Source organism: Rufibacter sp. LB8, from assembly GCF_014876185.1.
Taxonomy (GTDB): domain Bacteria; phylum Bacteroidota; class Bacteroidia; order Cytophagales; family Hymenobacteraceae; genus Nibribacter.
Genome location: NZ_JADALJ010000001.1, coordinates 2,352,709 through 2,365,787, shown reverse-complemented (window position 1 = coordinate 2,365,787; position 13,079 = coordinate 2,352,709). Strand labels below are relative to the sequence as shown.

At 52.3% G+C, this 13,079-nt stretch carries 10 protein-coding genes; 9 read left to right on the top strand and 1 reads right to left on the bottom strand.

What is annotated here, in order from left to right; all coding sequences use genetic code 11:
• Positions 1-182: 182 nt before the first annotated feature.
• Together IMY23_RS10000 and IMY23_RS09995 are read left to right on the top strand one after the other, a co-directional pair.
• Positions 183-2,762, top strand: coding sequence for a zinc-dependent metalloprotease (locus IMY23_RS10000; RefSeq protein ID WP_192821946.1), 2,580 nt, complete (start codon positions 183-185; stop codon positions 2,760-2,762).
• Positions 2,763-3,040: 278 nt separating this feature from the next.
• On the top strand, positions 3,041-3,313 hold the full coding sequence (locus IMY23_RS09995; protein WP_192821945.1) for a hypothetical protein: 273 nt from the start codon (positions 3,041-3,043) through the stop codon (positions 3,311-3,313).
• Positions 3,314-3,393: 80 nt separating this feature from the next.
• On the opposite strand, the gene IMY23_RS09990 is transcribed toward IMY23_RS09995, so the two are convergent.
• Positions 3,394-5,286 (bottom strand): hypothetical protein, encoded by a 1,893-nt coding sequence (locus tag IMY23_RS09990; RefSeq protein ID WP_192821944.1) that lies wholly within the window; start codon positions 5,284-5,286, stop codon positions 3,394-3,396.
• 188 nt (positions 5,287-5,474) lie between these two features.
• Between IMY23_RS09990 and IMY23_RS09985 the strand changes: the two genes are divergently transcribed.
• The 7 genes from IMY23_RS09985 to IMY23_RS09955 all read left to right on the top strand — a co-directional run bounded on the left by IMY23_RS09985 (position 5,475) and on the right by IMY23_RS09955 (position 13,068).
• Positions 5,475-6,740, top strand: coding sequence for a putative DNA modification/repair radical SAM protein (locus IMY23_RS09985; RefSeq protein ID WP_192821943.1), 1,266 nt, complete (start codon positions 5,475-5,477; stop codon positions 6,738-6,740).
• A 68-nt stretch (positions 6,741-6,808) separates the two neighbouring features.
• On the top strand, positions 6,809-6,958 hold the full coding sequence (locus tag IMY23_RS09980; RefSeq protein ID WP_192821942.1) for a hypothetical protein: 150 nt from the start codon (positions 6,809-6,811) through the stop codon (positions 6,956-6,958).
• Positions 6,959-7,056: 98 nt separating this feature from the next.
• Positions 7,057-7,893, top strand: a complete 837-nt coding sequence (locus IMY23_RS09975) for a TIGR03915 family putative DNA repair protein (RefSeq protein WP_192821941.1) — start codon at positions 7,057-7,059, stop codon at positions 7,891-7,893.
• A 212-nt stretch (positions 7,894-8,105) separates the two neighbouring features.
• Positions 8,106-8,624 (top strand): DUF488 family protein, encoded by a 519-nt coding sequence (locus IMY23_RS09970; RefSeq protein WP_192821940.1) that lies wholly within the window; start codon positions 8,106-8,108, stop codon positions 8,622-8,624.
• A gap of 94 nt (positions 8,625-8,718) precedes the next feature.
• Entirely contained in the window at positions 8,719-9,330 is a 612-nt protein-coding gene (gene purN, locus IMY23_RS09965) for a phosphoribosylglycinamide formyltransferase (protein WP_192821939.1), read from the top strand.
• A gap of 219 nt (positions 9,331-9,549) precedes the next feature.
• Positions 9,550-11,079 (top strand): bifunctional phosphoribosylaminoimidazolecarboxamide formyltransferase/IMP cyclohydrolase, encoded by a 1,530-nt coding sequence (gene purH, locus IMY23_RS09960; RefSeq protein ID WP_192821938.1) that lies wholly within the window; start codon positions 9,550-9,552, stop codon positions 11,077-11,079.
• 960 nt (positions 11,080-12,039) lie between these two features.
• The gene (locus tag IMY23_RS09955; RefSeq protein WP_192821937.1) at positions 12,040-13,068 is read left to right on the top strand and encodes a rod shape-determining protein; all 1,029 of its coding nucleotides are present in this window, start codon (positions 12,040-12,042) and stop codon (positions 13,066-13,068) included.
• Positions 13,069-13,079 lie beyond the last annotated feature (11 nt).

Here is a 13,079-nt window from a genome sequence, read left to right as displayed (position 1 = left end):
TCTTTCCTAAATGATGTTGTGTTAAAGTTTTGTTAAGGTTGGCGTTAAGGCTTGGCCGCTTTGTAGATGACAAATCTGTTGCCTATCTTTCTAGTAGAATTGGTGATGCCCTCCTTTGCTGTTTCTCCTTCTCTGCCTTTTTCATCAGAACTATCTTATTTTATACTTTACCCTAAACCCTAATGAACAAAAAAGTAGCCACTCTTCTGTTGGTGAGCCTGCCGCTGCTCTGCTTTAACGCAGAGGCACAGAAGAAAAAAAAGAAAGGCAAAGAAGCCGATAAACCGGTGGCCGCCGCCGCTGCCCCAGAAGCACCTAAAAAAGCCTCTGTTGCGGAGAAGACCAAGACCAGCAAGAAATCTGACGGCCTTTTCACCATTTACCAGGATACCCTCACCGGTTCTGTGCAGCTGTTTGTGCGCAAAGACCAGTTAGGCCAGGAGTTTGTGTACCAGAGCTTTGCGCTGAACGGACCTACCAGCCTGTTCCTGAACCAAAGCATGCACCGCAACACCGCCGTGTTCAAGATTGTGAAGGCCTTTGATAAACTGGAGTTCCAGCAGGTGAACACCAACTTCTATTATGACAAAAACAACGCGGTGAGCAAAACAGCCGGCGTAGACGTGCCAGAGGCCGTAATGCTGTCTGAGAAAGTGGCCGTGGAAGACGCCAACGGTTATTTAATCAGTGCCGATGCCTTGTTCCTGAGCGAGAAAATGGACCCGGTGAAGCCGTTGGCTCCTATTGGCGCGCCGCCCACCATGTTCTTCAACCTGGGCACGCTCAACGCCTCCAAGTCTAAATACCACAAGGTGAAATCTTTTGCCGGTAACACAGACATTCAGGTAGACCTGGCTTATGACAACCCCGCGCCTTACAACCAAGGTGGCAAAGACATCACAGACGCCCGCTACAACCGCGTGCGCATGCAGCACAGCTTCATTGAGATGCCTAAAAACGACTTCCGGCCAAGAATGGATGACCCGCGCGTAGGCTATTTCACCCAGGAAGTAAACGACCTCACCAGCGTAGACGCCATCAATTATCGTGACATCATCAACCGCTGGCATTTGGTAAAGAAAGACCCAACGGCCGCTTTGAGTGAGCCCGTGGAGCCAATTACCTGGTGGATTGAAAACACCACGCCCGTAGAATTCAGAGAGACTATTAAAGTAGCCGGCGAAAAATGGAACGAGGCTTTTGAGAAAGCCGGTTTCAAAAACGCCGTGGTCATGAAAATGATGCCAGACCAAGTGGACTGGGACCCAAGTGACATTAAGTACAACGTGATCCGGTGGGTTTCTTCGGCCAGCCCGCAGTACGGCGCCATTGGGCCCAGCTTCGTGAACCCGAGAACCGGTCAGATTTTAGGCTCAGACATCACAATTGAGTGGTACAGCGGCAACGCCACGCCTATCTCAGATGAATTGTTCAGTGGCCCCACCGCCGCCGAGTTGCAGTTCCCGGGCATGAACCACGCCAACCACACTGCCTGCACCATGGCGCATGAACTCAAAGCCCAGTATTCTGCCGGATTGACCACGCTGGAAGCCACCGAGGCCGCGCCCGCCGACATCAAGAAAATGCACCAGCAATTCCTGTACTATTTGGTGCTGCACGAAATGGGCCACACGCTGGGCCTGAACCACAACATGAAAGCCAGCCAGATGCTGAAGCCTTCTGAAGTGCACAACCTGGCCATCACCCAGAAAAAAGGCCTGATGGGCAGCGTGATGGACTACCCGGCTATCAACATCAGCCTAGACAAAAGCAAGCAAGGCGATTATTACACCACCAAGCCAGGACCGTATGACCTGTGGGCCATTGAGTACGGCTACACGCCGGTAGCTGCTTCTGACGAGGCAGCATTCAGCAAGAAAGTGTTGAGCCGCAGCACTGAGCCAGACCTGGCCTTCGGGAATGACGCCGATGACATGCGTGCCCCGGGCAAGGCCATTGACCCGCGCGTGAACGTGAACGACATGAGCTCAGACGCCATTGGCTATGCCCAGGAGCGTTTTGCGCTGGTGAACAACATCATGCCCAAACTGAAAGACAAATACAGCAAAGATGGCCGTGGCTACGCCGAACTGCGCGCCCGTTACAACGTGCTGAACGGTCAGCGTTCTGGCATGGTGAGTGCCGTAAGCCGTTACATTGGCGGGGTGTATGTAGACCGCAGCTTCGTGGGCCAGAACAGCGCCAACAAGCCCTACACACCAGTAGCCGAAGCCACGCAGAAAAGAGCCATGGCCGTGTTAGCCAAGAATGTGTTCGCGCCAGACGCCTTCGCCGCTGATGCCTACTTGATTCCTTACCTGCAAATGCAGCGCCGCGGGTTCAACCTGATGTCCGGTACCGAGGATCCCAAACTGAGCGGTTCTTACACCGGCTTAGGGGTTTCTGCCTTGGCCCACATCTTGCACCCCACCACCACGCAGCGCATCACCAACAGCTCCATGTACGGCAATCCCTACAGCCTGGCTGAGGTAATGGCCGACCTGACCAAAGCCATCTTTGATGCGGACCTAAACGGCAACGTGAACACCTACCGTCAGTACCTGCAGACCGCCTATGTGAAGCAACTGGCACTTTTGGCAGACGCCAAAACCCCGGCAGACGACGTGACCAAAGCCGCCGCCCGCTACACGCTCAAAAACCTGAAAGGCAAAATGGCCACCGCCGTGTCTGCCAACGAGGAAACCAAAGCGCACCGCCACAACCTGACCTATTTGGTAACAGATGCCCTGGCTGTGAAGTAAGTCTAAGTATTCATTTATTGAAAAGGCTACCTCTGTTTGGAGGTAGCCTTTTTTGTTTGGTATGGTTGCGAAGGTTGAGTTTCCGTTTTCGGGCTCGTTTCTGGAAATGAGGGCAAAAACGGGTCGGAGTTATAATTAGCTACTTTAATACATTTTACGATTTAATATACTGAAACAAAGAAGAATTATTTTATATAACAGTAGACAATATAAAGCTGTCGTTTTTTCTATATTTAGATTATGATAAAACAGTTTATATCGATCTTAATGGGAATTTTATGCTTTATGATAAATGTAAAACAGTAGATGAAGGCTTGAAATTTTTAGCAACAGAATTATGCTTACCGGTTAGCGTAATCGATGAAGAAAGTAATTGTCATCTTGCAATGCTTGAGAATGTAAATTATAGTCCTTTTTTTTTAGCAAAAACTGTGCATGCTGAATTAGGTCTGTATTGTGACCAATATTTAACTGGAGCGACCGTGTATAGAAAAGTAGATTTACCTGAAATGGTAGTTAAAATTGCTATTAGATTAGGAGCGATAAGATAAGAGGTAAATAGGCGATCTAGGCCGCATACAATACTTCTGTTTTCGCCCTCATTTCCCAAATTGAGCCCGAAAACGGGAATCTACCGGAACTCGGTAATCAACGGCTGGGTGAACCGGAGGTCATTGAAATCATAATACCGCCGCGTGGTCTGGAAGAGCTTGAAGTCCTGCTGGCCGGGCACGTCGGGGAGGCGGGGATAGTAGCCCAGCAGAAACTGAATGGTGTTGAACGTGAGGTATTCGTTCCGGAAACGGAGCCCGAAGCCGAAGCCCGTGTACGGTTTCTCTTTGAAAGGGGAACGTTCGTTCACGTTGGTAAGCCAGGCCACATCGGCGAAGCCAATGAGCGCTAACCTAAACCCGAACAGCGTGAGCGGCGTGAACAGGTTGGATTCATAGTTGAGCACAAATTTGCGGTAGCCCCGCACCGTGGGCGAATTGAACCCGCGTATGCCTTCGTCCTGGTTAATATTGAGCGCCAGCAGGTCTGGGCGACGCAGGCCAATGTTGGTGCGGTTCCAGAGAAAATGGCGCAACAGCCAGTTGTTCATGCGGTGCAAGGGCGTAAAGTACAAAGCCTCTGCCGTGAACACGCCTTGTTCCCACCTGTTGTCATAGCGGTAGGTGCCGTATTCCAGGCCGCCGTACAAGTAGCCAAAAGACGGACGGTATTGCCCGAATGCGCCTTTCACGCCTACGTACGGTCGGTTTTTAAGGGAGCCGTCTTCAAACCCAGCCGTGAACGCCAGCAAGGTACCCGCCGGAATATCCTCGGTTCTACCAAACCCAAACAAGTACTGATCTTTGTAATATCTTCTGAAGCTGTAGCCCACCGCCGCCAGGTACAAACGGGCGCTCTGAATGGTGGGGCCGCTGCCCTGGGTGTAGGCCACGCTGCGCGCCCTGATGGCGGTGATAAACTGCCCCGCATTGTCCTGTGACAGGTCATAGGATTTGAGTTGGAACGCGCGGCCCAGCCAGACGTCTTGTATGTTGTAGTCCAGGGGGCTGTGCGTGATAAAGCCTTCGGGCAGGTCCTCGTCACGCAGGTAATAATCTGGTTGCATGGTCTGGTACCAGCCCACCGAGGCGCCGCCCGCATACTTGGTGGAAGTAGAGAAGAAATCGCGGCGCAGGCTAAGGCTCTGCTGGTTGTAGTAATAGGTGTTCTGGTAAAAGAGCTCCGCCGAAATATAACTGCGCGACAAGTTCTCAATAAAGTAAGACCCCTGGAACTGCCAGGTCTGCGGCTCTTTCAACCCAAACCGGTACGTAGTGCGCACCTGGTGGCCCATGCCCATGAAATTGATTTCGCGGAGCGACAAGCGGGTGCCAGAACTGCTCATGGAACCGGAACCACTGATGCTGAACACATCGCGGGTGATGACGGTAATGTCCAGGCTGTCTTGCGTGGAGGTGGAGTCATTGACCAGTACGCGGGCGTCTAAGATATACGCTGTCTGCCTTAGCAAACGCTCAGACTCAGACAAAGCCAGCGGCTCCAGCAATTCTCCTTCCCTGAAAAGCAGCGTGTTTTTAATGCGGGCGCGTTTGGTGCGGCTGTGCAACCCGTTCCCCAGTTTCTCCACGTTGTCTGGCACGCGCATGGTGTCGGTCACAGAAAACCCGAACGCATCTAGCCGCTTGTAATAAATGCTCCGGACTATTTTGTAATTATGCTGGGCGTAGGCCTCGGGGAGCAGTTCGGCGTCTATGGGTTGGTTGGCCTGCCGGGGCTTAAAGACAATCATGGCCCGCACTACGCGGCCAAAAATGGTCTTGCGCTGACTCATGCGCCGCAGGAACTGCAGAAAGCGTTTGGGATCTGTGGTGTCTGGCGGCGTGCTCACCACGGGGGCGGCAATGGGAGCGGCACTGCGGGTAGAGTCTGTCTGGGCATGGGTTTCCAGCTTGCCCAAAAGGCAAACCAACGCCAACAGCAATTGCGCCAGCCGCTTTTTCTTTCTATTCATGCCTACCAAAGACCCCATGCCTTGAACTCCATCCTTTAAAAATACGGCAAAAACTTCTGATTCAAGAGAATGTGGATAAATGCTATTTTTGTTAGTAAATCTGTGGATAAAAATACTAAATATATTAGTTTTTTAGTTCAGGCTGTGCTACCTTGCTAACGCATTCAAAACCAGATAGTGTACAGCCAATGCAGTCAACTCTCATAGAAAAGCTAAGTATTTTGGCAGACTCTGCCAAGTATGACGTGTCTTGTTCCTCTAGCGGCGGCAAACGCAAAAACGAGAACAAAGGCCTGGGCAACGCCGAGGGCATGGGCATTTGCCACAGCTACACTGAGGACGGTCGCTGCGTGTCTCTGCTCAAGATTCTGCTCACCAATTTCTGCATTTTTGACTGTGCCTACTGCGTATCGCGCAAGAGTAATGACGTGAAACGCGCCGCTTTTACCGTGCAGGAAGTGGTGGATTTAACTATCAATTTCTACCGCAGAAACTACATTGAAGGCCTGTTCCTGAGCTCGGGCATTTTCAAGAACGCCGACTATACTATGGAACGCCTGGTGCGCGTGGCCAAGAAACTGCGCCTGGAGCACAACTTCAACGGGTACATCCACCTTAAAACCATACCAGGCGCCTCTGAGGAACTGATTCAGGAAGCCGGCCTGTATGCCGACCGCCTGAGCGTGAACATTGAGTTGCCCTCTGACGCGAGCCTGCAGCACCTGGCCCCTGAGAAAAACTTCAAAGACGTGCTCACGCCCATGGGCAACATCAAAGACCAACTGGTGCTGGTGAAAGAAGATAAAAAGCTGTTCAAATCTACGCCCAAGTTCGCGCCCGCCGGGCAAAGCACGCAATTGATTGTAGGCGCTACGCCCGAAACTGATCGCCAGATTCTGACCCTCGCCGATGGCCTGTACAAAGACTATAGCCTGAAGCGCGTGTATTATTCGGGTTACGTGCCCGTGTCTGGCGATAACCGCCTGCCCATCATCAGTACGCCGCCCATCATCAGGGAAAACAGATTGTACCAGGCCGATTGGTTGGTGCGCCTCTACGGTTTTGACGTGCATGAACTGCTGGACGAGCAGAATCCACAGCTGGACTTACAGATTGACCCGAAGTTAGCTTGGGCATTGCGCAACCGGCATTTGTTTCCGGTTGAAGTGAACACGGCTGAACTGGAGATGATTAAGCGCATTCCGGGCGTGGGTTTGAAATCTGCGCAGAAAATAGTGGCGGCCCGCCGCTTTGCGCACCTCACCTGGGAGCATCTGCGCCAGATTGGGGTAGTGCTCAAACGGGCGAAGTATTTTATGACCGCTGGTGGCAGAAGTTTGGAGACGAGAGAATGGGACGAAGAAACCATCAGAAGAAGAATCCTTTTCGGGGAGAAGAGCAGCCGCGGCAGCCTATGGGGAAGCCAACTGGACTTGTTCAGCCAGGCCAGCTAGCCCAGAAAAAGCACTTCAGAAAAAACAGAAAACAGATAAAACTTGTTAACTATCAAATCAATAAGACCATGCAATCCATCACCCTTCCGCAAACTGTAGCACCTTTGTCTGTTCGTTGCAAGCTCAGCACCTTGGTGCCGTATCTGCGCCAACTGTCGGCCCAGCGCCAGGAAGCCGCCGCTAACGCCGGTTTGTCCCACATCAGAATTGCTTCTTAGGCAAGCTTAGATTTCCGTTTTCGGCCTCGTTTTCAGAAATGAGCCCAAAAACGGCAAAAGATTGCCCAGAAGTTTCATTAATTCTATATCGCGCAGCTATGCACTTTTACACCTATGACGGTTCTTTTGAGGGATTGCTCACGGTGGTGTTTGAGGCATTTGAGCGGAAGGCCTGGCCCAGCCAGATAGGCAAAGAAGGGGAGGCGCCGCCCGGCATCTTCGCGGAGCATCATTTTGTGCCTACCCAGGAAGACAAAGCCCGCCGCGTGTGGGAAGGCCTGGGCAAGAAACTCTCCACAGCCGCTTGGGAAAACGTGTATAAAGCCTACCTCTGGGAACAGCCGGGGTTTGAAATGCTGATTTTCCAGTTCGTGCGGTTGGTGTTCAGCAGCGAGCAGAAAGGCATAGAAGAGAATTTCGCGGACCCGTATGTGCAGAAGATGGCGCAGGTGGGCAAGCAGATGTTCCGGGAGAAGCACCGTATGGAGGCTTTCATCAGGTTTCAGCGCACGCAAGACGGGTTGTATGTGTCGCCCATCAGTCCAGATTTCAATGTGTTGCCGCTGGTGGTGCCGCATTTTGAGAAACGCTACGCCGACCAGCCCTGGTTGATCTATGACGTGCGCCGGCAGTACGGGGCCTATTATGATTTGCAGCACGTGAACATAGTAGCCCTGGAAGAAACACCCTTGGGCCTGCGGAAAGGGCAACTTGCCCCGGAGATTCTCACATCGGTGGAGCCTATGTACCAACAACTCTGGCAGGCCTATTTTGACCACGTGAACATTCCTGAGCGGAAAAACATAAAGCTGCACCAACGCCACATGCCCAAGCGCTACTGGAAATACCTCACCGAGAAAAAGCCCCGCGTGCAGGCGCACCAACCCATCCAGAACAAACAGATTCCCGGGTCGCAGCCAAGGTTGGGCGCGTAGTCTTTTCCGTTTTAGGCCTCATTTTCAGAAATGAGCCCGAAAACGCACTGTTTTGGAGTGGGCAATTCTCGCTGAAATTTCGAGCTGCAAAGAAATAGTAATCTCTTTTGGTAATTTCTATTCTGCAAAAAGGCGACAACACCAAAAAAGCCCATTCGTACCACTAAAGGCGAAGGCAGACACCTGCATCAACTTCTGGGAAAATATACCATATGGCAGCAATTTCATCATCTACTATCTGGACCGTAGGGCACTCTACGCACCCTATAGAAGAATTTCTGGCGGCTCTGTTGTCTTTTCAGATTGAGGTGTTAGTAGATGTCAGGCGATACCCGGGCTCCAAGAAATATCCGCAGTTCAATATAGAGCCGCTGCAAACAGCCCTGGCAGAAGTTGGCATAGTCTACCAACCTGCTTTAGAGTTAGGCGGCCGAAGAAAGCCTAAGCCAGATTCAACCAATACTATCTGGCGAAGCGACTCATTCAGAGGCTACGCCGATTACACCGCGACGCCGGAATTCCAGAATGCCTTGGAGAACTTGAAAGCGTTGGCCTCAGAAAAACGGGTGGCCTACATGTGCTCAGAGGCGGTTTGGTGGCGGTGTCACCGCGCTATAATTTCAGATGTGTTAAAGGAGCAAGGCTGGCACGTGCAGCATATCATGAAACCAGACACTGCCGTGGAGCATCCGTTCACTGCGGCCTACCTGGCCACGCACCCGCAGCCGTAAGTCGGTCGTCAAATAAAAAGCACGTTTTTGCCCTCGTTTCTGGAAATGAGCCCGAAAACGCTATATTTGCCCTTCCATTGACGCACCGGCCATTTTGGGTACCTCTTCCAAGAAAAAGAACATCGTCATCTTTGCTTCCGGCTCCGGAAGTAATGCCCAGCGCTTGCTGGAGCAGTTCGCAGACCACCCGCGCATTCAAATTTCGGCGCTTTTCTCTAACAATCCAGACGCTTTTGCGCTGCAACGCGCCCAGAACTATGGCGTGCCCACGGCGGTGTTTGACCGCGCTACTCTAAAAGCCGGCGAAGTACAGGCGCAAGTAGAAGCGTACGAACCCGATTTAATTGTACTGGCCGGGTTTCTGTGGTTGTTGCCCGCGGCGTTTGTGCAGGCGTTCCCTAACAAAATCATCAACATTCACCCAAGTCTGCTCCCCAAGTTTGGCGGCAAAGGCATGCACGGGCAGCACGTGCACCAGGCGGTACTTGACGCGCAGGAAGTCGAAACCGGCATCACCATCCATTACGTGAACGAGCACTATGACGAAGGCGCGCCCATTTACCAGGAACGCTGCCCGGTGCAACCTGATGACACGTGTGAAACCCTGGCCGCGCGCGTGCTCACGCTAGAACACCAGCATTTACCCCGCATAGTGGAAGAACTGCTGACGGCAGACGCCTGCCAACCTGAAACGCCCGCCGCCTAACCAAGACCAAGACATGAAGCGACTGCCCCGGCCTTTTCAACTGCTTTTGCACCCGCTGCCGTGTCGCTTGTCGCTTTTTTTTCGCCCGCTTTCCCTGCGTTTTTCTCTAAGTAAGAAACGTTACCGTTCAATAATTGGTGGCTGCCTGGCTGCACCTATATTTCGGCGAAGCCTTCCCTTTTTTGACTTTCCTACTCACATACAATTTTCAGTATTTATATGAATTCCGTTAAAATCAAATCTGCCCTTATCTCAGTTTATTACAAAGACGGCCTGGAACCGCTGGTGCGCGAACTGCAGAAACAAGGCGTCACGTTTTATTCCACGGGCGGCACGCAGACGTTTCTGGAAGGCCTGGGCGCCGAAGTGGTGGCCGTGGACAGCGTGACTGATTATCCGTCAATTTTTGGCGGACGCGTGAAGACCTTGCACCCTAAGATTTTCGGGGGAATTCTGCACCGCCGCAACCACGAGCAGGACCAGCAGGAGTTGCGCCATTTCCAGATTCCGGCCATTGATCTGGTGATTGTGGATCTGTACCCGTTTGAGGAAACCGTGTCTTCCGGGGCAGCAGAGGCAGATGTGATTGAGAAAATCGATATCGGCGGAATTTCCCTTATACGGGCCGCAGCCAAGAATTTCCAGGATGTGATGATTGTGTCTTCCCGCGAGCAGTACAGTGACGTGGTGGAACTGCTCCAAAGCAAAGACGGGAGCACCGACCTGACCGACCGCAAGAAGTTCGCGGCGAAGGCCTTTGATATTTCGTCGCACTATGATACGCACATTTTCAATTACCTGAGCCAGGAACAGGACCTCGCGCCCGCGTTCAAGCAGAGCCAGCGCCAAAGCCAAACCCTGCGCTACGGCGAAAATCCGCACCAGAACGGCACCTTCTACGGAGATTTAGACGCCCTTTTTGACAAACTGAATGGCAAGGAATTGTCTTATAACAACCTGGTAGACGTAGATGCCGCCGTGTTGCTGATGGCCGAGTTTTCTGCTCAACCCGCTGTGGCCATTCTCAAGCACACCAATGCCTGCGGCGTGGCCGTGGCAGATTCCCTGCACCAAGCTTACGTGAACGCCTTGGCCTGCGATCCGGTCTCGGCGTTCGGCGGCGTGATCATCACCAACACCCCCGTAGATTTAGCTACCGCCGAAGAACTGAACAAACTTTTCTTCGAGGTTCTGATTGCCCCAGCCTTTGACCAAGACGCGCTGGACCTTCTGAAAAGCAAGAAAAACCGAATTTTGCTCCAGCAGAAACCTGTGGCCTTGCCCACCAAATTATTCAAGACATTGCTGAACGGCGTGATTGAGCAAGACAAAGACCTGGCCACTGAGACCGCCGCTGATTTCAAAACCGTGACCGAGCGTGCTCCTTCTGCAGAAGAAATTGAAGGTCTGGAATTTGCCCTGAAAGTCTGCAAACACACCAAGTCCAATACCATCGTGCTCGCCCGAGGAAACCAACTGCTTGCCAGCGGCGTGGGCCAAACCTCCCGCGTAGATGCGCTGCGCCAGGCTATTGAGAAAGCCAGAAGCTTCGGGTTTGACTTGCAGGGTGCCGTGATGGCCTCAGACGCGTTTTTCCCATTCCCGGACTGCGTGGAGATTGCCGCCGAAGCGGGTATCACAGCTGTAGTACAACCAGGAGGTTCCATCAAAGACCAGGATTCTATCAACGCCTGCAACGCCCGCAACCAGGCTATGGTCTTGACCGGCGTGCGTCATTTCAAGCACTAGCAGCTGATTTGATTAATTGAAAAATCCCGATGGTTCTCACGTGAGCCATCGGGATTTTCTGTTTTCGGGCCCTAAACTGGAAATGAAGCTGAAAACGGGTGACCACCCCCAACCCCTCCTAGGACAGGAGGGTCGTTTCTGGAATGTGTAAGTGTGGGAAGTGGGAGCCTTTGGCAGAGACACTCGTAGGAGCTGCGCACACTACGAGGTCTTTTGAAAAGGCGTCTGTTGGGACCTCACCCGTAGAGACAAGGCAGTGCCTTGTCTCTACAACCAGTACAAGCATTGCCCAGTTTCGCCTCCATTTCCAATTTAGAGCCTGGAAACGCAATTGGCGCAGACCTCACAGGTTTCCAAAACCTGTGAGGTCTTTTGAGCAGGCGGCACTGCTGATGCCCTAAACGCAGACTGCCTATCGACGCGCACCTTTCCCAGCCTTTCCATCGAGCGCCTAAGCAGGTTCCGTCGCCGGCAGGCGGGTGGCGAAGGCACCAGGAAGCTGGTACAGCGCGAGAGGGGAAGGCGGGGCCTCGCGGCCGTGAGCGCTCGGAGCTAAGCTATGAAAAGAGCCGTCTTGTGAGGCAAGGGATACAGCGGTCATTTGGAAGGAAAGCAAACTGCGTGCACAAAAGCCGCTAGAGACGTAGACTTGGTCGTTGGTGAGAACACCAACAACGGCATAGGGAATTGCTTGCATAATCAAGTAAAGTATCTTCGTTAAATCCTTCGAAAAGCTCAGGATGACCGTTTAGGATATAATCTCAAGATTGCTCAGGATGACTGAGGAAATTCATTTCCGTTTTTAGGCTCATTTCCAGAAACAAGGCCAAAAACGCAAAGCTTTGAGGCTTTCAGAATTTATTGGTGGGAAATACCTATTTTTGCGGGGAAGTAGTACCTTGTACAGAATTTGTTTTTACTATATAGTCCTCCGTCACCGGAGTACAACACACATACCCAATGGGATTATTCAATTTTTTTACTGCCGATATAGCGATAGATCTGGGTACGGCCAATACCCTTATCATCCATAACGATAAAATAGTGGTGGACGAGCCGTCCATCATCGCCATGGACCGCACCACCAACAAGGTGATTGCCGTGGGCCGTGAAGCGATGCAGATGCACGAGAAAACCCACGAGAACATCAAGACCATCAGACCTCTCAAAGACGGTGTGATTGCGGACTTTACCGCCGCCGAGCAGATGATCAGGGGCATGATCAAGATGATTGACAAAGGCAAGAAACGCCTGTTCCAACCGTCTTACCGAATGGTGGTGTGCATTCCTTCGGGCATCACAGAGGTGGAGAAACGCGCCGTGAAAGACTCCTGTGAGCACGCAGATGCCCGCGAGGTTTGGATGATTCAGGAGCCCATGGCCGCGGCCATAGGTATTGGCATTGACGTGGAGCAACCCGTGGGCACCATGGTGGTGGACATTGGGGGCGGAACCACAGAGATTGCCGTGATTGCCCTTTCTGGTATTGTCTGTGATCAGTCTATCAGAGTAGCCGGTGACACGTTCAACAAAGACATTCTGGACCACATGCGCCGTCAGCACAACCTGCTCATTGGCGAGCGTTCCGCAGAGAGAATCAAAATTGAGGTTGGTGCCGTGTTGACTGAATTAGACAACCCACCGGCAGACTTCGAGATCAGAGGCCGTGACTTGATGACCGGTATTCCTAAGGTGATCAAAGTAACCTACCAGGAAATCGCCATTGCACTGGACAAATCAGTTTCCAAGATTGAGGAAGCGGTACTGAAGGCCTTGGAAATTGCCCCGCCAGAACTGTCTGCCGATATCTATGACAACGGTATTCACCTGATTGGCGGCGGAGCCATGTTGCGCGGTCTGGACAAACGTCTGGCTGCTAAAACCAAACTGCCTATTCACATTGCCGAGGATCCGTTGCGCGCCGTGGTGCGGGGCACCGGCGCGGCCGTGAAAAACATTGAAGGGTTCCGTAACGTGCTGCTCAGCTAAGAAGTCGCGCC

What these genes read in the sequence shown, in the direction of transcription:
- IMY23_RS10000 (WP_192821946.1), top strand. Translation starts at nt 183, where the DNA reads ATGAACAAAAAAGTAGCCACTCTTCTGTTGGTGAGCCTGCCGCTGCTC.
- purH (WP_192821938.1), top strand. Translation starts at nt 9,550, where the DNA reads ATGAATTCCGTTAAAATCAAATCTGCCCTTATCTCAGTTTATTACAAA.
- IMY23_RS09980 (WP_192821942.1), top strand. Translation starts at nt 6,809, where the DNA reads ATGCAATCCATCACCCTTCCGCAAACTGTAGCACCTTTGTCTGTTCGT.
- IMY23_RS09995 (WP_192821945.1), top strand. Translation starts at nt 3,041, where the DNA reads ATGCTTTATGATAAATGTAAAACAGTAGATGAAGGCTTGAAATTTTTA.
- IMY23_RS09975 (WP_192821941.1), top strand. Translation starts at nt 7,057, where the DNA reads ATGCACTTTTACACCTATGACGGTTCTTTTGAGGGATTGCTCACGGTG.
- IMY23_RS09990 (WP_192821944.1), bottom strand. Translation starts at nt 5,286, where the DNA reads ATGAATAGAAAGAAAAAGCGGCTGGCGCAATTGCTGTTGGCGTTGGTT.
- IMY23_RS09955 (WP_192821937.1), top strand. Translation starts at nt 12,040, where the DNA reads ATGGGATTATTCAATTTTTTTACTGCCGATATAGCGATAGATCTGGGT.
- IMY23_RS09970 (WP_192821940.1), top strand. Translation starts at nt 8,106, where the DNA reads ATGGCAGCAATTTCATCATCTACTATCTGGACCGTAGGGCACTCTACG.
- IMY23_RS09985 (WP_192821943.1), top strand. Translation starts at nt 5,475, where the DNA reads ATGCAGTCAACTCTCATAGAAAAGCTAAGTATTTTGGCAGACTCTGCC.